The sequence below is a fragment of the Streptomyces sp. NPDC058401 genome (genome assembly GCF_042722885.1).
Lineage (GTDB): Bacteria > Actinomycetota > Actinomycetes > Streptomycetales > Streptomycetaceae > Streptomyces.
Genome location: NZ_JBHXKA010000013.1, coordinates 20,643 through 41,595 on the forward strand (window position 1 = coordinate 20,643; position 20,953 = coordinate 41,595).

General features: G+C 69.7%; 24 protein-coding genes and 2 pseudogenes. 14 read left to right on the forward strand and 12 right to left on the reverse strand.

Translation table 11 applies throughout. The features are described 5' to 3' along the window. Window positions 1–133 precede the first annotated feature (133 nt). Window positions 134–367, forward strand: a complete 234-nt coding sequence (locus ACFWNV_RS07080) for a hypothetical protein (protein WP_383941747.1) — start codon at window positions 134–136, stop codon at window positions 365–367. A gap of 134 nt (window positions 368–501) precedes the next feature. Here ACFWNV_RS07080 and ACFWNV_RS07085 read toward each other — a convergent pair whose 3' ends face one another. After that, window positions 502–963 (reverse strand): TIGR03618 family F420-dependent PPOX class oxidoreductase, encoded by a 462-nt coding sequence (locus tag ACFWNV_RS07085; RefSeq protein WP_383941750.1) that lies wholly within the window; start codon window positions 961–963, stop codon window positions 502–504. Window positions 964–1,865: 902 nt separating this feature from the next. Here ACFWNV_RS07085 and ACFWNV_RS07090 point away from each other — a divergent pair. After that, a pseudogene (locus ACFWNV_RS07090) lies at window positions 1,866–2,249 on the forward strand (hypothetical protein); the annotation flags it as partial. A gap of 24 nt (window positions 2,250–2,273) precedes the next feature. Here the strand turns inward: ACFWNV_RS07090 and ACFWNV_RS07095 are convergent. Beyond that, window positions 2,274–3,254: a helix-turn-helix transcriptional regulator gene (locus ACFWNV_RS07095; RefSeq protein ID WP_383941981.1), complete on the reverse strand. Its 981-nt coding sequence runs from the start codon at window positions 3,252–3,254 to the stop codon at window positions 2,274–2,276. A 116-nt stretch (window positions 3,255–3,370) separates the two neighbouring features. Here ACFWNV_RS07095 and ACFWNV_RS07100 point away from each other — a divergent pair, with 116 nt between their 5' ends. Beyond that, complete coding sequence (locus ACFWNV_RS07100) at window positions 3,371–4,312, forward strand: alpha/beta fold hydrolase (protein WP_383941753.1); 942 nt, start codon at window positions 3,371–3,373, stop codon at window positions 4,310–4,312. A gap of 235 nt (window positions 4,313–4,547) precedes the next feature. On the opposite strand, the gene ACFWNV_RS07105 is transcribed toward ACFWNV_RS07100, so the two are convergent. Further along, a complete protein-coding gene (locus ACFWNV_RS07105; protein ID WP_383941756.1) occupies window positions 4,548–5,759 on the reverse strand; it encodes a pyridoxal phosphate-dependent aminotransferase in 1,212 nt (403 codons plus the stop codon). Between the two features lie 103 nt (window positions 5,760–5,862). On the opposite strand from ACFWNV_RS07105, the gene ACFWNV_RS07110 reads away from it, so the two are divergent. The 3 genes from ACFWNV_RS07110 to ACFWNV_RS07120 all read left to right on the forward strand — a co-directional run bounded on the left by ACFWNV_RS07110 (window position 5,863) and on the right by ACFWNV_RS07120 (window position 8,674). Further along, on the forward strand, window positions 5,863–6,513 hold the full coding sequence (locus ACFWNV_RS07110) for a winged helix-turn-helix transcriptional regulator (RefSeq protein ID WP_383941759.1): 651 nt from the start codon (window positions 5,863–5,865) through the stop codon (window positions 6,511–6,513). A 71-nt stretch (window positions 6,514–6,584) separates the two neighbouring features. Then, entirely contained in the window at window positions 6,585–7,274 is a 690-nt protein-coding gene (locus tag ACFWNV_RS07115) for an alpha/beta hydrolase (protein WP_383941763.1), read from the forward strand. Window positions 7,275–7,528: 254 nt separating this feature from the next. Next, complete coding sequence (locus ACFWNV_RS07120; protein ID WP_383941766.1) at window positions 7,529–8,674, forward strand: hypothetical protein; 1,146 nt, start codon at window positions 7,529–7,531, stop codon at window positions 8,672–8,674. A 164-nt stretch (window positions 8,675–8,838) separates the two neighbouring features. On the opposite strand, the gene ACFWNV_RS07125 is transcribed toward ACFWNV_RS07120, so the two are convergent. Then, on the reverse strand, window positions 8,839–9,207 hold the full coding sequence (locus tag ACFWNV_RS07125) for an ester cyclase (RefSeq protein ID WP_383941769.1): 369 nt from the start codon (window positions 9,205–9,207) through the stop codon (window positions 8,839–8,841). A 94-nt stretch (window positions 9,208–9,301) separates the two neighbouring features. On the opposite strand from ACFWNV_RS07125, the gene ACFWNV_RS07130 reads away from it, so the two are divergent. The 5 genes from ACFWNV_RS07130 to ACFWNV_RS07150 all read left to right on the forward strand — a co-directional run bounded on the left by ACFWNV_RS07130 (window position 9,302) and on the right by ACFWNV_RS07150 (window position 11,738). Then, on the forward strand, window positions 9,302–9,895 hold the full coding sequence (locus ACFWNV_RS07130) for a TetR/AcrR family transcriptional regulator (RefSeq protein WP_383941772.1): 594 nt from the start codon (window positions 9,302–9,304) through the stop codon (window positions 9,893–9,895). A 173-nt stretch (window positions 9,896–10,068) separates the two neighbouring features. Beyond that, window positions 10,069–10,224 (forward strand): hypothetical protein, encoded by a 156-nt coding sequence (locus ACFWNV_RS07135; protein ID WP_383941775.1) that lies wholly within the window; start codon window positions 10,069–10,071, stop codon window positions 10,222–10,224. 92 nt (window positions 10,225–10,316) lie between these two features. Then, window positions 10,317–10,484: a hypothetical protein gene (locus ACFWNV_RS07140; RefSeq protein ID WP_383941778.1), complete on the forward strand. Its 168-nt coding sequence runs from the start codon at window positions 10,317–10,319 to the stop codon at window positions 10,482–10,484. A gap of 14 nt (window positions 10,485–10,498) precedes the next feature. After that, on the forward strand, window positions 10,499–11,005 hold the full coding sequence (locus ACFWNV_RS07145) for a hypothetical protein (protein WP_383941780.1): 507 nt from the start codon (window positions 10,499–10,501) through the stop codon (window positions 11,003–11,005). A gap of 337 nt (window positions 11,006–11,342) precedes the next feature. Further along, entirely contained in the window at window positions 11,343–11,738 is a 396-nt protein-coding gene (locus ACFWNV_RS07150; RefSeq protein WP_383941783.1) for a hypothetical protein, read from the forward strand. Window positions 11,739–11,952: 214 nt separating this feature from the next. Here the strand turns inward: ACFWNV_RS07150 and ACFWNV_RS07155 are convergent, their stop codons facing one another. Continuing rightward, entirely contained in the window at window positions 11,953–12,387 is a 435-nt protein-coding gene (locus tag ACFWNV_RS07155) for a hypothetical protein (RefSeq protein ID WP_383941786.1), read from the reverse strand. Between the two features lie 349 nt (window positions 12,388–12,736). On the opposite strand from ACFWNV_RS07155, the gene ACFWNV_RS07160 reads away from it, so the two are divergent. Both ACFWNV_RS07160 and ACFWNV_RS07165 read left to right on the forward strand, forming a co-directional pair. Beyond that, window positions 12,737–13,042 (forward strand): hypothetical protein, encoded by a 306-nt coding sequence (locus ACFWNV_RS07160; RefSeq protein WP_383941789.1) that lies wholly within the window; start codon window positions 12,737–12,739, stop codon window positions 13,040–13,042. Window positions 13,043–13,095: 53 nt separating this feature from the next. Beyond that, entirely contained in the window at window positions 13,096–13,839 is a 744-nt protein-coding gene (locus tag ACFWNV_RS07165) for a hypothetical protein (protein WP_383941792.1), read from the forward strand. 364 nt (window positions 13,840–14,203) lie between these two features. Here ACFWNV_RS07165 and ACFWNV_RS07170 read toward each other — a convergent pair whose 3' ends face one another. Continuing rightward, window positions 14,204–14,953: a hypothetical protein gene (locus ACFWNV_RS07170; protein ID WP_383941794.1), complete on the reverse strand. Its 750-nt coding sequence runs from the start codon at window positions 14,951–14,953 to the stop codon at window positions 14,204–14,206. 130 nt (window positions 14,954–15,083) lie between these two features. Here ACFWNV_RS07170 and ACFWNV_RS07175 point away from each other — a divergent pair. Further along, window positions 15,084–15,311, forward strand: a pseudogene (locus ACFWNV_RS07175) (discoidin domain-containing protein); the annotation flags it as partial. Between the two features lie 4 nt (window positions 15,312–15,315). Here the strand turns inward: ACFWNV_RS07175 and cysS are convergent. From cysS to ACFWNV_RS07205, 6 genes are all read right to left on the reverse strand, one after another. Continuing rightward, window positions 15,316–16,785 carry a cysteine--tRNA ligase gene (cysS, locus tag ACFWNV_RS07180; protein ID WP_383941796.1) on the reverse strand — a complete coding sequence of 490 codons (1,470 nt, stop codon included), beginning with the start codon at window positions 16,783–16,785 and terminating at the stop codon, window positions 15,316–15,318. Between the two features lie 129 nt (window positions 16,786–16,914). Beyond that, window positions 16,915–17,607 (reverse strand): S26 family signal peptidase, encoded by a 693-nt coding sequence (locus ACFWNV_RS07185; RefSeq protein ID WP_383941799.1) that lies wholly within the window; start codon window positions 17,605–17,607, stop codon window positions 16,915–16,917. Beyond that, complete coding sequence (locus tag ACFWNV_RS07190) at window positions 17,604–19,505, reverse strand: ABC transporter ATP-binding protein (RefSeq protein ID WP_383941802.1); 1,902 nt, start codon at window positions 19,503–19,505, stop codon at window positions 17,604–17,606. The genes ACFWNV_RS07185 and ACFWNV_RS07190 overlap by 4 nt, the downstream gene beginning before the upstream one ends. Next, window positions 19,502–19,981: a TlpA family protein disulfide reductase gene (locus ACFWNV_RS07195; protein WP_383941804.1), complete on the reverse strand. Its 480-nt coding sequence runs from the start codon at window positions 19,979–19,981 to the stop codon at window positions 19,502–19,504. Before ACFWNV_RS07195 ends, ACFWNV_RS07190 begins: the two co-directional genes overlap by 4 nt. Beyond that, window positions 19,953–20,606: a MauE/DoxX family redox-associated membrane protein gene (locus tag ACFWNV_RS07200; protein WP_383941807.1), complete on the reverse strand. Its 654-nt coding sequence runs from the start codon at window positions 20,604–20,606 to the stop codon at window positions 19,953–19,955. Before ACFWNV_RS07200 ends, ACFWNV_RS07195 begins: the two co-directional genes overlap by 29 nt. A 152-nt stretch (window positions 20,607–20,758) precedes the next feature. Further along, on the reverse strand, window positions 20,759–20,950 hold the full coding sequence (locus ACFWNV_RS07205; protein ID WP_383941810.1) for a hypothetical protein: 192 nt from the start codon (window positions 20,948–20,950) through the stop codon (window positions 20,759–20,761). Between the last annotated feature and the right edge of the window lie 3 nt (window positions 20,951–20,953).

Here is a 20,953-nt window from a genome sequence, read left to right on the forward strand (position 1 = left end):
CGAATCGACCGGGACGGACGGAGTGCCTCATGCAACGAGACCGCCACACCGAGCCGGCTCATTCCCATCGTGCGCCTGAGGGTCCGAGTGCCGAAAAGGCGCTGGGCGAGGGCATCGCGGCGGGAGCGAGGGCATGAGCGGGGGTATGCCGCTGCTGCGGAACCGGCGCCTTGCTGCCGGGTTCATCATCGTCATGTACGTGATGCTCGGAGCCCTGCTGACCGGTCTGCTCGTCGCGGGCTTCTCGGATGGCAACGTCGGGAAGGGCGTGGCAGTTGTCGTGGGCGGGGCTCTGGGAGCCGCTTTCGGCGTGTGGCGTATTCGACGTACCCCCGAGAACGAGCGTGAGGACGACGGCGGCTACTAGGGTCCTGGGGCCGTCCCGCGCGCAGGAAGGGCCCAGGCCCTGTCATTTTTCGGGAGACCTCCTGGGCACCTCGATCGAGGTGCCCAGGAGGCCTCGAGACGGTTCCTGCGCCGTCTCGGACGGGGGCACCAGAGTCAGTTGCCGACCGGGGGAGCAGGGACGGGGCCGCCGGGCCGGAATTGCTCCACTCCCACGATGTGCCGCACCTTGATCGGGCGCACGATCACCGAGACGCGGTGCTCACCCGGCATGATCCACTCGTAGCGCTCCGTGCCCAGGTACTTGCGGGCGAGCCGGTCCATTCGATCGTGCGCCTCCTGGCCCTCGATAAAGCGAGCCACCACACCGCTGATCTGCACTCGGTCGAAGGGATCGGCGGTGTCCGCATGCGAGAGGTAGACGCGGGGGTCGAGGCGCAGGTTTTCCTCCTTCACCCGCCCCGCCGAGGTGGTGAACGTCAGCTCTCCCGTGCCCTCCAGATCCACCCACATCGGGCTGACCTGCGGTGCTCCGTCGGCGAATACGGTGCCGACGTACCAGATGTTGGGGGCTTGCAGTCGGGCGCGGACAGCATGGTCGAACGTCACAGCAGTCATCCTGCGAAGCTAGCAACCATGCATGGGGGCTATGGCTACAACCGAAAGAACCCGACCCCGGCCAGGGCTATTGGTGAGGGCGTTGTGCCTGGCGCGTGTCCGGCCCGTCCGCGATAGGAAGAACTCCCTGCGTGTGCGGAGGCCCGCCACCTGGCGACCGTGTCCCGGCAACCTCGGTGCGACCAGGTCTCGTTGACCGAAGCCCTCGCTCTCCAGGCCAGCCTCGACCTCGACTTCGGCGCCCGGGACAAGGCTCTGGATCAGCTCGGCGTCCGCCCCGACGGGTCATGCCCGGATCGTCGTCACCGTCAAGGACGTCCTGGGCGAGCGCGGGGGCTCGCCTTCACGCCTTCGCCGATCCCCAGCCCGCGGGGACAAGGTCGGCAGATCTGCGGCGTCTGGGGCATCGGAGCCCGGGATCGGCGGGGTGATCGCGATGACCACCACGGCGCGGAGCATCCTCCACATCCATCTGCACGGCCTCACCCACCTCGTCCGCCTCCGCACCACCGCCCACACAGGACTCCACACCACGCTCGGAGCCGGCCTCAACCGCACCCTGGCCGCCGCCATCACCCCACCCAACGAACTGCGCACGATCCCCGACGACCCCGCCGCGATCCGCGCCTTCCTGCGGCCCCGCCCGGTAGGCCTCCTCCACGGGGTCGGGCCGGCCACCGTCAAAACCCTCGCCCTCCACGTACTGCACACCATCGGCAACCTCGCCGACGTCCCCAGCTCACCCTCCAACGCCTCCTCGGCATCGCCCTCGGACGAGCCCTCCGAAGCAGCCCACGGCCACGACCACCGGCCCGTCCTCGGCGAACCGATCGCCCAGTCCATCAGCGCCGAGCACCGCTTCACCACCGACGAACCCGACCCCGCCCGTCGAGCAGCACCGAGCCCTCCTCACGCTGGCCGGGCACCTCGGCGCCATCCTGCGAGCCGCCCGCAAGGCCGCATCAGCCATGGCCCTGACCGTGCGCTACCCGGACGGCTCCACCACCACACGCAGCCGCACCCTCCCGGAAGCCAATGGCCACACCTTCCTCCTCACCCGCACCGCCTACGACCTGTACGCCACGTTCTCCCGGCAACGCGCAGGAGTACGAGCGATCTCCCTGCGCGCACAGGGACTACGCGCGGCTGAGGACACCCCGCGCCAACTCACCTTCGACCCCGGCGTCGACAGGTCGCTTGCCATCGAGGCCGTCGCAGACCGGGCCCGCGAACGCTTCGGTGAGAACGCGATCAAGCCGGGCAGCCTGGCTTACATCCGGAGCTGACCCGGCCCTCCTGCCCGGTCCGCTTCAGGAAGGGTGAAGGTCTCCGCTGGTGCGCGGCCGGCCGTAGCGCTCGACGAGGGCGTTGCCGATCGAGGCCAGGCGGTCCCGGACATTCGGAGGGCCGGTCACCTCGACCCATTCGACCAGCCCGGAGAGCTCGCCGGCGAGGATGTACTCGTTGGGGCCGCGGATCACGACCTCGATGCGGCCGTCGGTCGTGGGCCCTCCCACGTCGAGCCGCTCGCCGAGCCCCATCCGGAGGATGCCTATCCCGTCGGGTGTGCATACGGCCTGGACCTCCAGCGGCGTTCGTTTGCGGTCGATCTCTTTGGCGATCTCGTTCCAGCTCTCGCCAAGCTCGAAGTCCCCGGGTCGGTGCACGGGGTCACCGGTCGGGTCGGCGGACGACACGCGGTCGATCCGGAAGACCCGTCGACCGGCCTCGGTGTCGGAGACGAGGTACCACACCGGACCTTTGGCGACGATGCCCAGCGGGTGGACGGTTCTGCGGGTTTCGACGCCTTTGCTGTCGACGTAGCCGAGCGATACCTGGACGCCGCGGATCACCGCGTCCTGGAGTTCGTCGAGGAAGCGAGGCGGCCGGTGCTCGATCCGCCTCGCCCCCCATCGCTGCGGGTCTACGACCAGCGACGACGCCGCTGCCTCGGCCTGCACCTGGAAAGGCTTCGGCAGAGCATGGAGGAGCTTGCGCAGAGCTGCCTTCATCGCGGGCGTCGCATCCGAGGCCGGACCGAGAGCCAGGAACAGCGCGCGGGCCTCACCGGCGGTCAACCCGGACAGGTCGGTACGAGCCCCGCCCACAAGACGCCAGCCGCCGCCTCGGCCCTGCACGGAGTACACGGGCACCCCGGCCATGGCCAGGGCGTCGAGGTCACGGCGGGCGGTGCGCTCGGAGACGTCCAGCTCTCGGGAGACCTCTGCGGCTGTCACCTGCTCACGCCGTTGGAGCAGGAGGAGTATGGCCACCAGCCGATCGGATCGCATACGGACAAAACTCTCATAAAAACCGGTCATGCGGTGACCGGTTTGGGTAGCAGGCTGGCGACATGACCTCATCGAGGAGGTCGACCACCGGCGAACGCCCCCAGAGAGGAAATGCAGTGTTCAACCAAGCGGAATTTCCCGAGCCCACCCTCATCCAGGTCAACGGTGTGGAGCTCGAAGTCTTCGAAGCGGGCCGGGAAAACAAGGGCAAGCCCATCGTGCTCTGCCACGGCTGGCCGGAGCATGCCATTACCTGGCGTCGCCAGATGCCCGTCCTCGCCGCAGCCGGCTACCACGTCATCGCACCGAACCAGCGGGGTTACGGCAACTCATCCCGCCCGGCCGAGGTGACCGACTACGACATCGAACACCTGACGGGCGACCTCGTCGCGCTCCTGGACCACTATGGCTACGAGGACGCCACCTTCGTCGGCCACGACTGGGGTGCGTTCGTCGTCTGGAGCCTGGCCCAGTTGCACCCCGACCGGGTGAACAAGCTGATCAACCTGAGCCTGCCTTACATGGAACGCGGAGAAACGCCGTGGATCGAGGTCATGGAAACCTTCCTCGGCGGCGACTTCTACTTCGTCCACTTCAACCGGCAGCCAGGTGTCGCGGACGCCGTGTTCGATGCCAACACCTCCCGGTTCATCCGCAACCTCTACCGGAAGAACGTGCCCCCCGCGCCCCCTGAGCCGGGCATGGCATTCATCAATCTCGCCAAGGCGGAAACACCGCTCGGTGAGCCTGCCATGACCGAGAGCGACCTGGCCGTCATCATCTCCGCGTTCGAGACGTCGGGATTCACCGGCGGCATCAACTGGTACAGGAACCTCGACCGCGACTGGCACCAGCTGGCGGACGCGGACCCGATCATCAAGCAGCCCACCCTGATGATCTACGGCGACCAGGACTTCGCGAGCCCGAGGTTCGAAAGACTGGCAGAGTTCGTGCCCAACGTGGAAGTGGTCGGCCTGGACTGTGGTCACTGGATCCAGGGGGAAATGCCCGAAGAAACCAACCGCGTGATTTCAGAATGGCTGGACCGGCAGGGCTAGGCGATTCCCTGAATCCGTCCGACTACCTGTTCCTGAACCTCAAAGCCACAGGTCAACGCCTGATCATCCGAAACGAGAAGTCTACGTAGGTGTTCGCTGAGGGGTCACAGTGACCGCTCGACCGACTCGGCCCGGTTCAGGGGTTCAGGATCAGGTTCTGGCCGCGTCCGGACCGGACGACGAGAGCGCCGCTCTCGTCCGCTTCCGGGCATCCCGCCCGGCCCCCGGACCTCGTCTACTGGCGGTACCCGCTCAGGAAGCGGCCGATCCGGCTGATCGCCGCGTCCAGGTCATCGGCGTACGGCAGGGTCAGGATCCGGAAGTGGTCGGGGCGGGGCCAGTTGAAGCCCGTGCCCTGGACGACCTGGATCTTCTCCCGCAGCAGCAGGTCGAGCACGAACCGCTCGTCGTCGTGGATCGGGTGCACCTTGGGGTCGATGCGCGGGAACGCGTACAGCGCGCCCTTCGGCTTCACGCAGGACACGCCGGGGATCTCGTTCAGCTTCTCCCAGGCGTGGTCGCGCTGTTCGAGGAGGCGGCCACCCGGGGCGGTCAGCTCCTTGATGGACTGGCGTCCGCCGAGCGCGGCCTGGATGGCGTACTGGGCCGGGGCGTTGGGGCACAGCCGCATGGAGGCGAGTATGGTCAGCCCCTCCAAGTAGCTGCGCGCGTGCTGCCGAGGGCCGCTCACCACCAGCCAGCCGGACCGGAACCCCGCCACCCGGTACGTCTTCGAGAGCCCGCAGAAGGTGAGGACGACCAGGTCGGGGGCGAGGACGGCGGCGCTGTGGTGGACCGCGTCGTCGTACAGGATCTGGTCGTAGATCTCGTCGGCGAAGACCATCAGGCCGTGCCGGCGGGCGACTTCGAGCATGCCCTCCAGGATCTCCCGGGGGTAGACGGCGCCCGTGGGGTTGTTCGGGTTGATGATGACCATGGCCTTGGTACGGTCCGTGATCTTGGACGCCATGTCGTCGAGGTCCGGGTACCAGTCGGCGGACTCGTCGCAGACGTAGTGCACGGCCTTGCCGCCCGCGAGGGTGGTCACGGCGGTCCAGAGCGGGAAGTCGGGCGCGGGGATGAGGATCTCGTCCCCGTCCTCCAGAAGTGCCTGGACGGCCATGGAGACCAGCTCGGAGACGCCGTTGCCGAGGAAGACGTCGTCCACCGTCACATCGGTCAGGCCGATGGCCTGGTAGCGCTGGACGACGGCCCGGCGGGCGGAGAGCACCCCGCGCGCGTCGGTGTACCCGTGGGCCTTGGGGAGCATCCGGATCATGTCCTGGACGATCTCCTCCGGCGCCTCGAAGCCGAAGGCGGCCGGGTTGCCTGTGTTCAGGCGCAGCACGCTGTGGCCCGCCTCCTCCAGCGCGTTGGCGTGTTCGATCACCGGGCCCCGGATCTCGTAGCAGACCTCGCTGAGCTTGCTCGACTGTCGGAACTCCATGCCGTGCCCTCCCTGTTACTGCCGTTCCCGCACCTCGGACTTTCTACTTGGTTTTACCAAGTGAGAGCTTGGAAAGTCCAACATCTTGTCTAGACTGCGCTGCATGTCACCTCGTCAGCCACGCCGCCGAAGCTACGACCAGTACTGCGCCTCGGCCCGCGCCCTGGACGCGGTAGGGGACCGCTGGACCCTGCTGATCGTCCGGGAGCTGCTGGCCGGCCCCCGCCGGTACACCGACCTCCACGCCGACCTGCCCGGAGTCTCCACGGACGTACTCGCCGGCCGGCTCAAGGACATGGAGGCGCAGGGCCTGGCGACCCGCCGCAAACTGCCGCCGCCGGCCCCCGCGACCGTGTACGAGCTGACCGCGCGCGGCGCCGGACTGCTGCCCGTACTCACGGCACTCGCCGCATGGGGCGCCCCCGACCTCGCCGAACGCCGCCCTACCGACGCGCTGCGCGCGCACTGGTACGCCCTCCCCCTGCTGCACCGCCTCCCGGCGACCGAGGGCCCTGCCGTGGTCGACGTGGTCCTCGACGAGGGCGTGTTCCACGTCCGCCTCGGCCCGGCCCAGGGGGACGGGCCCGTCTACGGGCACGGGCCCGCCACCGCGGCGGACGCCCGCCTCGTACTCGACGCCGACACCTGCCGGGAGCTGGGCGACGGCACGCTCGGCCTGGCACAGGCCGTCAGGGCAGGCCGCCTGCAGGTGCACGGCGAGGGCCCGGTGGCCGCCGAGCTGCGCGGGGACTGACCCCAGGTGAGGGGGCTTTGGTTCGGGGCTAGGCTCACCGGTCTGGTGTCGGACCTGAGGAGACAGACGGGTTGGCTGCTGTGGTGCTTGTTCACGGCCTGTATCACCGTCCCGAGCACTTTGCGGTGTTGGCGGAACGGTTGCGGACCGACGGAACCGAGGTCGCTGTACCCGAGCTCCACCGCGGCTCTTTGGCCGCTGACACCGGCGCCGTCCAAGCCGTCATCGACGCGTTGCCCGAGCCCCCGCTCGTCCTCGGCCACTCCTACGGAGGGTCGGTGATCACAGGGATCCGCGGAGCAGCACACCTGGTCTACCTGGCAGCGTTCGTGCTCGATGCCGACGAGAGCGCGGCCAGCCTGGGCGGTGCGTCCCAACAGCTCAAGGGCGCCATCGTCGCCGAGCCGGACGGCTCGACCACCCTGCACCCCGACCTGGCCGTCGGCACCCTCTACGGCGACTGTCCTGAACCCCTCGCCGCGCAGGCGGTCGGCCTGCTGCGTGCACAAGCCCCGGGCTGCGGACGAGGAGTCCCCCAGCACCACAGCTGGAAGGAAACCCCCTCGACCTACGTCATCTGCGCACAGGACCGGGCTATCGACCCCGGCCTCCAGCGGACCATGGCCTCCCGCTGCGCCGACGTGCGCGAATGGCAGACAGGCCACTCCCCGTTTGTCGGGCAGCCTGACCTCATCGCGGAACTCCTGCGAGAACTGCTCCCCACCCGCATCGCGCCACGGCAAGTCACTACCACTCGTTGATCACTACGACGGCACGGTACCTCTTGAGGCGGTTGATCCCGCACTCCACCGCGTGGCGCTAGGATCTGTCTGACAAATGATCACCTGCAGTCCGCCCACGTTTCGCCCGCCTCCCACCGGTCGGACCACGCATAGACGGCCTGGGCAGGTGGCTGACCGAACGCGGACGGGCGTGGAGGTGTCACGGGACGAACCGGGCCGCTGCTTACGAGGCTTCGGCGTCGGTGTCAGTGCGCTCTTCTATATTCCGGATCATGAGCGGATGGCTGCAGAACACTGAGGTGCTGGTCGAACAGGCGGCAACGTACAAAGCACTCGCCGGGCGTGGTGAGCTGCGCGAGCTGTCACGTGCGGTGATGCGGGCCGCCTGCGCGAACGGCTCGATGACGGGGGTCGGCGTCGAGAACATGGACCTGTTGCGGGCACTGCCCGACTGCGACCGTCTGGAGCTGGCTGCGTTGTGGGCCGAGTGGCACGCGCGCGTGGAGAACGACTGGACGGCTGAGGAGTTCAGGCGGGACGTCGACTACCTCCGCACGGAACTACTCATGGTTGCTTCCGGAGTGGCCCGCGGCCTGGACGGTGGGATTCTGGCCGCCGAGCGTGCGTCACAGCTCGCCGCATTGGGCGACCAGTACGTGGTCTGGTCGCATCACCGGATCTGGGAGCTGGCCGACGCGGAGCTCGCGGCCGGGCGCATACCCGGCTCGGCGGTCCTGGCCGCCTTCCGTCGTACCATGGCGGCGGCGACGCTGCCCGGATTCCGGCGCACCCAGGCGTCGGTGAACGCGGCCCAGGTCGGCCTGCGCGAGGTCGTGGGGCGCTGGCCCGGTCCGCCACTCAACTCCGGGGAGGTCTGGGCCGACCAGGCGCTCAAGGACGCCGGCGTGGGTGGTGAGCCGTGGGTTCGGCTACTGTCCCACGCCGCTCCGGCGACCGCGAGCGCGCCGTCGGCGAGATGGCGACGGGATTCCCTGGCCCTGATCGAGGAGATCGGCCCGGAGGCAGTACGGGAGGCAGTACCGCGATGGTTCGAGTTGGCCGGCCTCGACCGCACGGTCCCTCTGGTGGGCCATCAGCATCTTCCGTTCGACGTGAACACCCGCTTCGACGCCCACAACTCCCATGTACTGCGCGGGCTCGCCTGGACCCTCGCGCTCGTGCCCGCCGGGCCGGACATCGTCGACGCCCTCGCCGGACTCGTCGAGACCTCTCTGGGCCAGCGCTCCGGTGAGGATCCCCGAGCCCCTCATGTGGCGGAAGCGGGCGTCGTGGCACTGGCCCTCACCGCAGACCCGGCAGCGCGGTGCGAGTTGGAGACCCTCCGCAGGTGGATCCGGCACAAGGGCACTCTTCTGCGCATCGACAAAGCTCTTGATCACTTGCCAGACAAGCCCTAGGTGTATTGCCCGGTGCGCCGGCTGGCCTTTGCCGCCGAGCCTGGGCCCGTCTGTTCGTCGCCGAGCCGGCGTGCGGCGATGATGCGGCGGCGTGTGGTGTGGGTGGGGGCGAGGTGGTTGAACGCGCGCGGCTGAGATGTCGGGGGCGGATGTGACGTGGCCTGTCAGAAGGGTTCGGCGACGACCCAGTGCTCCACCAGTTGCCCGGCGACGACGCGCACCATGTCCATCCCCGTCACCTCGAACCGCAGGCCCGTCGGGGGACGGCCGAAGAAGTCCCCGGTGTGGGTGCCGGTGATCCGGTAGTGGTTCGCCACCCACTCGCCGTCCTCGACACTGCGCACCGTGGCGACGTCGAAGTCGGGTACGCCCGCGAGGATGCTCTCCCACTTGTCGCGCCACCGCGTGCGGTCGCTCTCGGTTCCCTGATCGAGGGACAGGGGCGCGATGTACTGCAGGGCGGCGTCGAACTCGCCGCGGGCACGCAGGGCGTTGATGGCGTGAACCACCTCGGCCGGGCCAGGAGTTGACATGCGTAGTCCTGCCTTCCAGTAAACGGGGAGTGTCCCCGGTTTTCTGTCCGTGCCACAATACGAGGACAGTCCCCGGATAAGCAACGGGAGTGAGATGACAGGCCGACCCACTCGCCAGGACGCCCAGCGCAACCGTGCGCGGCTGCTCGACGCCGCGTCCCAGGTCTTCCACGAAGCCGGTGGCGACGCCTCCCTCGACCTGATCGCGGAACGTGCCGGCGTCGCGAACGCGACGTTGTACCGGCACTTTCCGACCCGCCGGCTGTTGGTGAGCGCCGTCTATGCCCAAACCATCGACGCGCTCTGCGCCGAGTCCCGGACGCGGGCCGAGAAAGGCGACGCCGATGCCCTGTTCGCCTGGTTCGGTGCCGTCGTGGAACACATGCTGGCCAGCCGGGGCCTGCGTGACATCTTCATCGCCGCCTACGCACTCGCGCCCGACGAGTCGACCGCGGAGGTGGACGAGTGGCACGAGCGCATCAGTGCGGCCGCCGAGCCGCTCTTCATCCGCGCGCAGCAGCAGGGCCTGGTCGACCCGGCACTGTCCTGGCCCGAGGTCCTCGCCCTCGTGACCGCCGTGGCAGGCGCCGCCGGAGAGGACCGCGGCGCCGCGCAGCGCATGCTCGCGGTCATCACCGCAGGCCTCCGCCCACCGCTGCGACCCGTCCCTGCGGTCGGGCGTTCCTGAGTCAGGGGCGGCCGTGTGTGAATGGGTGGGTAGGCGGCACTGGTTGGGCGTCAGCCGGGCCCGCGCGGTTGTCCCTGCTTCTCACTGCATAGTGATGCTGATCTTGGCTGTCACGGGGTGACCAAGCTGCTGCCACAAGCTGCATAGCGAAGTCCGTGCTGGCGTGCAAGGGCGTGAACCGCTCTCGGCAGGTCAGCGGGTACTCCAACCTGGTCGGCCTGGCCGACGGAGCGGCCGTCCCGCAGGGCGATGTCCGAGCGGAGCTCGTGTGGCAGTGCGACACCGAGGTGAAGCGTGATGCTCTGGAGGAGGGCCCGCCGGGACCGTAGGCGTCGATGCCGGGGCCCGGAAGGCAATATGCCTTCCGGGCCCCGGCGCTGAAACGATCGTCCCCGCATACGGAGCCCCTACCGTGGACAGGGTGCAGCGTCCCCTCTCCGCGCTATCGGCCGCCGCCGCGCTCCTGCTCCTCGCCCCCGGCCCGGCGCACGCCGTGGATCCGGCGCCGTGCCTCAAGGGCGAGTCGGAGTCCACGTCGTTCAGCTCCGTGGACGCGGGCGAGATCCGGTACACGGGGCTGCGGGGCTGATGATGAGTGCTCGTGTGTGGATGGTGGCCGGCATCGTGTCCGGGGTGTTCCTTGCCGGCGGCGGCTGGTATGCGCTAGCCAGTGCGGAGAGCACGAGCCACGCGGTGTGCGACGTGGATCTGTCGAAGGACGCGGTCGTCGCGGACGAGTTCGAGCGCCTGGCCGTGGTGGAGGCCGTACGGACCACCAGGTCGTGGGAGGAGTCGGGGAGCGCCTACCGTTCGAGCGAAGTACGTCTCCTGCGGGCGCTGCAAGGCGCCGTGCCCGAGTCGTTCACCGTGACGCAGGGCGTCACCCCGAAGGGCGAGCCGGTGCACGATGACCCAGTGCACGTCGTTCTCGAGCCGGGCCGCCAGTACGTCGTGGGCCTTACCGACATGGACGACAACGACCCGCGCCCATGGGCCGGCTACAGCGCGCTCGCCAAGGGCGGCGTCGAGGGCGAGGTGGCCCGCTGGCGCGATGCTCGCAGCGCGGTGGCCTCGCCGGCGAAGCCCTGCAACGACATCGTTGTCGAGTAGGGCCGCTTCCGGATTCCACCTTGCTCTCGTCCGGCGCGGCCGCCGCTGCGAGATGGCCTGAACGAGGAGATCGTGGCCACCGCCATCACCACCTACTGCCTGGCCATCAGCGAGCCGAAGACCAAGATCGGCCTGCTGAAGGACCGCCGCCTCTGCACCGCACGCTGGGCTCCATCCGACCTGCCCGCCCGCAGCCGCCCACCCCCGTACCCGACCCGGACCGGCTACCCCCGGCCGATCCCGGCAAGTCAGCCGGGCCCCGGACGCGGGGGAGCGGGACGGGGACATTCCCCGGATCCCGCTGCAGTACGAGCGAGACGTACTCACCGGTGCGCTGGTGCCGGAGACGCTGCGCACCACCGTCGTGTGGGACCGTGCGTACGACGTCACCGCGCACCAGCAGGCCGCTATGCCCGAGCAGCTACCCGTACCCCCGGACGCCGACCTCGAGGACCATGAGCCGGAGGTCCGACCCCGGGAGGCGATCGACATGAAGGCGCTGCGGGCCTTGCGGAAATCCCGCACGGATGTGGAAGCTCTCGATCTCACAGTCGAGCGGCTGCGCCATCGTCAGGGCGTGTTCAACAAAGCGGCTGACGACTCCCGCACCCGCGTGACCCGCTACGCCGAACCGGACGACGCCGACGCTGAGCGCTTGGTGCGCCAGGACGACCAGCAAGCGCACCACCCACAGCCACCCACATCGCACCGCGGCCGGGAGGCCGACTACTGAGTGGACCCAATGCCATGCGGCGGGTGCGGTGGTGCGCATCGACGATGTTGAGCACTCTCCGCAGGGAGCTCGACATCGTCCCGAAGCGGGCAACCCAGGGCGCAGTCAAAGCCGTGGCAGTGAGTCGCTTGCTGCCGACATCGGCTGTTTTCGTCCAGGTGCGTGGTCCGGGGGGCTCGTTCCAGTCGGCGAGCCGGTCCTGGTGGCCGACGCGTCAGAGGGTCCCGGACGCCCGGGCCAGGTAGATCCCGACGATGGCTCCGGCCACGGCGAGCACTACCAGCCACGAGCTTGAGCCGGTGTGGCGGTCCCGTCGGGGAGTACGTCGGCCCCGGCCCGGCCGGGGAGCGGTGGTCGCATCGACCGACGCCTCGGCGAGCAGCCGACGGCACACCGTGGCCAGCTCCGCCGGCCCGACGGACAGGCTCGCGACGGCCTCGGCGCGTGCGGGGGCCGTCGTACCGCCCTCCAGTATCCGGCCGACCCGCACCCGGACCTCACCCGGTCCGCCGGCGGGCGCCAGGCTGATCCATCGCTGCACGTGCTCGCCGCGGATGACGACCCCGCCCTCACGGTCCCGGTACATGGTGTGCTCCCGCCACAGCACCCCCGCCAACTCCGATGCGATTCCCCGCAAATGCACGCTCATCCCAGCCCCCACCGCCGACCCACCCCGTCCGATCGGACAACCGGACAGCGGATCTTAACCGCCCACACTGACATCGCCGCGTGCAGGACCTGCGCTCAAGAAGCGCCGGGGCCGCAGGACGCCGCCGCCCGGTCACTGAGTCACAAGGCCTCCCAGCAGATCAACAGCAGAGCGCCATCCCACCAAACACCACTGACATCATTGTCCGTGAGCCCCCACAAGAAGTGGACCAGAGTCCGTTGTCACCTACGCGGCCAGAGGGCGCACCCGGCAGCGGCGAGGGACCGCTCCGTGGTGGAGTCCGTTGGGTGGCTCGACGACGGGGTGCTGCCCGCGCACGTCCATGGGTTTGGATGACACCGTGCCGAGACGACCCAAGACGAAGAAGAAGAGCGCCTCTCTCGGTATACCGAGAGAGATCGTCCTGGTGAGTGCCGCGGAGGGCGTGTGGCCGTACGCGTTCACCACGGATGGTGCGGGCGGCGCCTGCGGCAGGGTGCCCGTGCCCGCCGACGCATCCGTCGAGGACGTACAGGCCGCGATCCTCAGGCAGCTGGCGGACCTCACCCGCACACTCCACGGCGTCGAGAGTTCGAAGCCGAGGAGGCTGGCCCTCTCGAGCAGGAGAGCGGCCCGAACTACTGCCCTCAGCTGAGCCCACACGAATTTCACATGACAGTTGCGAGGCGTCTCCGCGATCATTGCGCGATGACCATGGGACCGGACCTTCTCAGCCTGAGCATCGTGTGCCCGCCGCCAGGCAGGGGCGGCATAGAGGTCCGCCCGATCGTCAATGGCCGGGATTTCCTGGCCGACGTGCCCTTCCCCGGCAGGGTGGGTGGCCTCCGGTACCTGGGAGTAGGCCCGCGGTATCTGCTCGGCGTCACCGCGCCGCTGCGTGCCGCAGTGACGCCCCACGAGGTTCGTCTCGCCTGGTCTGGGTGCGGCGTGGAGGAGTGCTGCGGCGCCCTATATACGACGGTCAGGCGCGACAGGGATCACGTCGTCTGGGTCGGCTGGCGCGACCTGGCCCATCAAGACCTCGACCTGCCGGAACTTCGTTTCGCCGCAGACCAGTACGAAGTCGAGGTCTTGCGAGCCGGAGAGGACCGCAGCTGGGAGTGGCCGGCAGCAGTGGTGGCGCGGCTGCTCGAGGCAGGGCTGAGGGACCGCGGGGACTGGCTCGCCAGGTGGGAGTGCGAGTTGGATGACGTCTGGGCCTCCCGCACCACGGAACCTGATCGGATCGACGTCATCCTGAGGCATCCCCCGAACCGGGCCGATACAGATCTGCCCTGGGCACAGTTCCTGGTGACCCTCCCGGTCTCCGCAGAGGTCCCATCCGTCCAGGTGGAGCACCTTGAATCGCTACTGACCGCAGGCGACCCCCGTGCCACCGCCGAGCTTTGCGGAGGCTACAACCCTGAGGAACTGGGCTACCCGTGGCCGTAGCCGGCCAGGATCATGGCGTAGGAGTTCCACGGCGTTTGGCCAAGTCGCCGACGCCCTGAATCTGTACGTCCTTCAAATCTGGCAGGAACACGCGAGCACAGCAGACATCACTGCCTGCGGACGGAGCATGCAGCACGAAGCACCCCGAGGCCGTTCGGTGACGATCAAAGATCCGGTTGACCCGGATCGTCACTGAGTGATGGCTCGCGCACTCGACTGATTACGCAACCGCGACCATCCGGGTCCTACCTGCCTCCGGCCCCGCGGCAACGGGACCCCACGACCAGTTACCGATTCATCGAATGTGGGCCAGAGCCAGTAGATGTCAGTGAGGCGCAGGGTTTCGTCAGTGGCGCGTCGCAGGTCAGCTGCTCCAGCGGGCCACGATGGCGTGATCGACGCGGAAGAGGGCGTCGCACTCCGCGCAGTACGCACTGCCGAAGACGTAGGTCAGCTGGCTCGCGACTTCGTGCTGGCCATCGGCGAGAGCTCGCGCGTGGAGCCGCTCGGCCATCCCTTCCATGGAGGAGGGGGCTGCGGGCTGCAACTCCCTACGGTGCGCAGCGGCCTCGTTCATGTAGAAGGCGTCGGTCGTTGAGAAGTAGCCGTGCTCGCCGAACACCACGAAGTTCTCGGCCGCACACTCAGGGCAGGGAACCTCGAACTCCTCACCGCTGAGACCGTGCAGTTCTTCCCCCCACACCTGGACTCCTTCGAAAGCCAGCAGGGCTTCCAGCAGTTCCACGTAGCGACCTGGGCTGTCGGTCAGCGACGGATGGTGCAGTGCCTGCTCCACCAGTTCGATCAGCTCAGCGATCTCGGCAGCCCAGGCGTCTTGTGGATCAGGCGTCTCGTAGGGCCGGTCGGTGCTGGCGACGATGGAAGCCGCCAAGAGCAAGGGCATGGCTCGGTCTGCAGCCGTCAACTGCCGCGCCTTCTCGGCGAGCGCGGGCAGGGCGGCGTAGCTCGCGGGGTAGACCGTTCCTTGGTGGCACAGGCGGGACCAGAGCTCGTTCCACGCGGGACCCTCCGGGTCGGGCCCGGCTGCCTGCAGGAGGCCGGGCACGTCTTCGGCGGTGCCGTAGGCATGGATGAGCAGAGACCAGTCCGTCATAGGGCTGATCAAAGCAGACGCTTCCAGCATCAAAGGCTGCGCCCTGGTGACGGGCGACACGAGAGAGTCAGTGGTCGGCGAGGTGGCGTGTGGCAGCTCTGGATCTTCGTGCTGTGGTGAGCGCGGTGCTGGACGTACAGTGACGATCCGCACCCTTCAGCTGGTCTGGGACCCCGCCTACGCCAAGTCCTACGAGGTGCAGGTCTCGGACGACGGCGCCAACTGGCGCACCGTCCACTCCACCACGACCGGCAACGGTGACATCGACACGATCAACGTGTCGGCGACCGCCCGCTACGTACGGCAGAACCTGACCGCGCGCGGCACCGCCTGGGGCTACTCGCTCTACGAGTTCGGGGCGGTCACCGTGCCGGGGCGGTCATCGCTGTCGGGCGGGCCGGGGAGCCGAGTCCCCAGCGGGGGCCGTCCGGGGTGTCCTCCACGTCGATGCCGGCGGCGAGCAGCCGGTCGCGGATGCGGTCGGCCGCCGCGTAGTCTCGATGGCCGCGGGCGAGCCGGCGCTCGTCGAGGGCCAGCTCCACGAGGCCACTCAGGGTGCCGAGGAGATCGCTGGGGACCGCCGTCGGGGAAGCCGCCCACTGCGGGGCGAGCGGATCGAGGCCGAGGACGTCGAGCATGGAGCGGATTCCGGCGAAGAGGGCGGCGGCCCGCTCCTCGTTGCCGTCGGACAGGGCGGAGTTGCCCTCCCGTAGGTGCTGGTGGACCACCGCGATCGCCTGCGGCACGCCGAGGTCGTCGTCGAGGGCGGCCGCGAACTGCGCCGGCAGGCGGGCGCCGGGGGAGGTGGCCGGTGCGCCGAGGCGTTCCGCGGCCCTCCGTACGGAGCTCTCGATTCGCTCGTAGGCGGTCGCGGCCTCCTGGAGCGCGGCGTCGGTGAACTCCACCGTGGAGCGGTAGTGCGGGACCGCGAGGTAGTAGCGGAGCACCACCGGACGGTGGTGGGCCAGGATCTCCGAGACCAGCAGGGAGTTGCCGAGCGACTTCGACATCTTCTCGCCGCCGAGCGTGACCCACGCGTTGTGCAGCCAGTAGCGGGCGTACGCGTGCCCGGCGGCCCGGGACTGGGCCCGCTCGTTCTCGTGGTGCGGGAAGAGGAGGTCGATGCCCCCGCCGTGGATGTCGAAGGTCTCCCCGAGGTACCGGTGGGCCATCGCGGAACACTCCAGGTGCCAGCCCGGGCGCCCGGGCCCCCAGGGCGTCTCCCAGAAGGGCTCTCCCGGTTTGGCCGCCTTCCACAGGGCGAAGTCCCTGGCATCCCGCTTGCCGGAGGCCACGGCCGTCGCGGGCGTCGTGGCCGTGGCGGCCGACGGGCGTGCGGACAGCAGGGCATCGGGCCGCTGCCCGGACAGCCCGCCGTAGGCCGGGTCCGAGCCGACGTCGAAGAACACGTCTCCGACCGCCGCGTAGGCGTGGCCCCGCGCGATCAACTCCCGGATCAGGACGATCATTTCGGGTACGTGCCCGGTGGCCCGCGGTTCGACGGTCGGCGGGAGGCAGCCGAGCGCGTCGTACGCCTCCCTGAAGATCCGCTCGTTGCGCTGGGCCACCTGCCAGTACGGAACTCCCTCCGCGGCGCCCTTGACCAGGATCTTGTCGTCGATGTCGGTGACGTTGCGGCACAGCGTGACCGTGTGTCCGCCGTGCGCCAGCCACCTCGCCAGGACGTCGAAGGCTACGGCAGAGCGGATGTGCCCGATGTGGGGAGGGGACTGGACCGTCGCACCGCACACGTAGATCGACGCCTCGCCGGGGTGGAGGGGAACGAACTCCCGGACGGCGCGGGTGCCGGTGTCGAACAGGCTGAGTGCCATGGCCGTACTCCTCGTTGCGTGACGGTCGACGAAGTGGCGAAGGGCGACGGAGTGGCGAAGGTGCGACGGAGTGGCGAAGGTGCGACGGAGTGGCGGAGCGACGTAGGTGCGGCGAAGGGGCGATGGGCGTCAACGGGGCAGCGTGCGCAGCACCGTTCCCAGGATCCGGCCGGCCGGGAAGTAGCCCACCCGCCGGGAGTCGACGCTGACCCGCGGGTTGTCGCCGAGCAGGACGAGCCGGCCCCTCGGTACGCGCTCCTCTACCGCCCCGGCCAGCGCGGGGATGCCGGCGCGGGGCACCGGGTCGCCGGGAACCGCCGCGACCCTCTTGATGAGCCATTCCCGGTGTGCGATCTCCGCCGCGCCGGCCGTGCCCGTGACGGGCGCCCCGGTCCAGGTCATGTGCCGTCCCGGCTGCTCCATCACCACGATCGCGCCCACCCCGATCGGGCCGCGGCGCCGTACGAGGACGCGGTCGCCGTCCCGGTAGGTCGGCTCCATGCTGGCGCCTCGTACCCGCACCACCACCAGCAGGCGTCCCAGCAGTGCGGACACGGCCAGCGCCAGGGCCGCCAGCGCCGCCGGGGCGGCGAGTAACACCGCCGCACCGGCCCCGCGGGTGGCGAGGAGGGCCAAGGCTCCGGCGCCGAGCGCGGCGCAGCCGGCCGCGCCGCGCCTTCTGGCGCGCCGGATCCGGCGACCGCGGACCTCCGGGTCCTCGGCCAGCGGGCCGGAGGGGCCGCCCGGTACCAGGTCGTCGAGGGGGCCGGTGGGGCCGCCCGGTACCTCGTCGTCGAGAGGGCCCGTGCCGTCGGGGTTCACCGGGGTCCTCCTATCGGCATCATCGGCACGGTGCTGTCGTCGGCGTCCTCATGGTCGACCGTCTGGTGCTGGTAGCCGGCCGCCTGGAGGGAGAACAGCCGGGCGTACCGGCCTTCGGCGGCGACCAGTTGGGCGTGGTCGCCCTGCTCCGCGATGCGGCCCTCGGCCAGGACGACGATCAGGTCGGCATCCCGTACGGCGCCGAGCCGGTGCGAGATGAGCAGGCTGGTCCGGCCGCCGCGATGACGGCGCAGCGAGGTGTGGATCTCGTGTTCCGACTCCGCGTCGAGTCCGGCCGAGGGCTCGTCGAGGATCATCAGGTCGCGACCGTCCCTGAGGAACGCCCGGGCCAGCGCAAGACGTTGCCACTGGCCGCCGGACAGGACGACCCCGGTCTCCGGGTCCTCCTTGTCCACCTCCGAGAAGAACTCGCGGGAGAGCAAGGTCTCGTATCCGTGGGGGAGTTCGGTGAGCTTCTCGTGGATTCCGGCCCGCTCGGCGGCGGTTCGGATCCGTTCCGGGTCATCGAGCGCGCCGAGATCGCCCAGGGCGATGTTCTCGCCTGCGCTGAGGTCGTACTCCATGTAGTCCTGGAAGACGGCCCCGATGCGCCGGCGCAGGTCGGCGGGGGCCACCTCGCGCAGATCGACCCCGTCCCACAGGACCGCCCCGCGTGTCGGGTCGTAGAACCGGCAGAGCAGTTTGACCAGCGTGGACTTCCCTGCCCCGTTGAGACCGACGAGGGCGAGCGCTGTGCCGTGCGGGATCCACAGGTCGACGCCCCGCAGGATCCACGGGTGCTCCTCGGAGTACCGGAACCACACGTCGCGCAGCTCGATTCCGCGGCGCAGCGCGGGCAGGGGGAGCGGCTCGGCCGGCTGGGGCAGATCGGGGCCCGTTCCGGTCACGGCGAGGTAGTGGCCGAACATGGTCAGCGCCTGGTGCAGCCGGGCGATCTCCCCCGCCAGCGAGGCGAGTCCGCCCTGCACTCCGGCGATCCCCGCGACGAACATGGTGACGTCGCCGACGGAAAAGGCCCCGTGGCGTGCGGAGTTGATGGCCCACAGCAGGCCCGTACCGGAGAGCACTGCCGACAGCAGCGACAGCCCGCCCTGGACGCCGACTTCGCGCCGGTCCATGGATCGGCGCGCGGCGTCGGCCGTCCGGCGCTCCTTCAGCATGCGCTCGCGCAGGAAGGGCCCGGTGCCGAACAGCCGGACCTCCTTGGCGGCCGCGACCCGGGACAGCAGGTCGCTGTAGAAGAACTCCCGCCGTTCCACGGGCCCGACCTCCCAGAACATCCGGGCCCGGCGCCGGGACAGCGCGACCTCGGCGACGACGGTCGGTATCCCCGCCACGACCATCAGCACGGTCAGCGGGGTGTTGACCACGGCCAGGGCGCCGATGAAGCCCGAGACGGTGAGGACGGCCCGGCCGGCGCCGAGGATCCCGTCGATCGCCTGGTTGGGCGAGGTTCCGCCGACCTGCCGGGCGATCCGCATGCGGTCGATGAACCGCGGATCCTCGAAGCGGCCCAGACCGGTGAACCCCTCGACCGCGGTGAACAGCCGCTCCTGGGCGAGGAGTCCGGACCGGCGGTCGAGTTGGGCCCGGAGGTACTGGGTCACCTGGGGCAGGGCTCCCATGAGGAGGCCGGCGGCGACCAGCCCGGATCCAGGCCCGGCCAGCGATCCGGTGGCGCCGGCGGAGGCCAGGCGGTCGAGCAGTATCTTGGTGAGGAGGGCGACCGCGACGGGGAGCACCCCGGCGGCCAGCACGAGCACGGTGTACAGGGCCAGGGTCAGGGGCGCCGCCCGGCCGGCCAGGCGGAACGCGGCGACCGCGCCCCGCGGGCCGGCGCCGGGCCGGGGCCCTTCGGCGCCCGGGGCCGCCTTCATGCCGATACGGCGGCCGGCAGATCCAGCGCCACCTTGTTGGCCGTGACCACCAGCGCGCCGGTGGCATCGGCGGCGACCCGCAGGATGGTGGGGTACGACTCCGTCCGGAAGGCCGTGCACAGGGCTCCGTCGGAGCGCTCGACGACCACGTCGGCGACCGGGCCCAGGGCTTCGACGAACGCCTCCGGCTCGTTGACATCGTCCACGACCACGGCCACGGGGCGCCGTCCGGTGAGCGAGACCGCCTCGGCGAACTCGACGAACGAGGGCAGCTTGGCCTTGCACGGCCCGCAGGTGGTGGAGAAGAACGCCACCACGGTCTCGTCGCTCAGCGCGTCCTGACCGAGCGGCCGGCCCTCCAGGGTGAGCGCGGAGAAGTCCCCGATCGGCTCGCCCACTTCGATGAGCGGGGGCTCGCCGCCCGCTCCGCCTCCGGCGGCGATGATCTCACTGTGCTCGCGCAGTCGTTTGACCACGCCCAGCGTGAGGATCAGATCCAGGGAACACAGTGCCCCCACGAACACGACTGCGGCGATCAGATAGGCCATGACCGGTCTCCTTGACGGGGCTGACAGGCTGGGTGGTGGTGCTGAGGAACAGTCCGTACAGGTCGTCCAGTACGGTGACGAGAACGCCCGCCAGGGTGCCGGCGGCCGCGGCCACGAGGGTCCCGCCGACCGCGGCCCGCCCCGGGGGCATCAGGGTGGTGACGGCGCCGAACACCGCACAGGCCGCCAGGGCCAGGTTGCGCACGATGTGCCGGACCCCGAGGGGAGCCTTGGAGGCTCCGAAGCACCTGCAGGGGGTCGCCGCACCTCGCCGCACGGTGAGCGCGATGGCGCCGGTGAAGACCGCCAGCAGGGCGGCGGCGATGGTGAACGCGGCGCCGCCGGCGGCGGGCACCGAGACGAGCAGGACGGTCGCGGCCTCGGCCGCGACGACCGCCGCGGCGACCGGGCGCACCCTGCGCGCGGGAACGAGCCGCATGTCCCGCAATGAGTCCGCGAATTCCCCGAAAGCCGCCGGCTTCGCCTTGCTGCAGAACGAAATGAGAAAGACCACGCCGATGAGGAATCTTGTTCCGATACTGAGGTAATGCACGGTCTGCGCTCCTTGACTGCGCTCCTTGACTGGGCTACCCGGCCCGGGGTGGCGGAATTCGATCCTTTCCGTCGCCCCGGGCCAAGGTGTTCCATTACCGCCGGCAGCAGTCGGCCGTGCTTCTCATCGACTTGCCGCGCCGGAGTGCGTTCCTACTTGTGGCACTGCACCTTGGTGCAGTTGTCCCAGCTGTTGCAGCAGTACGCGGTGCAGGCGGGGTTCGCGTAGTTGGAGCACTGGTAGCAGTAGCTCCAGGTGCCCGTCTTGCACCAGGCGGAGGCCTCGACCTTGGGGACGAAGCGCTCCAGCAGGCTGCTTCCCATGGCTTCGAACTTCTTGAACATGGT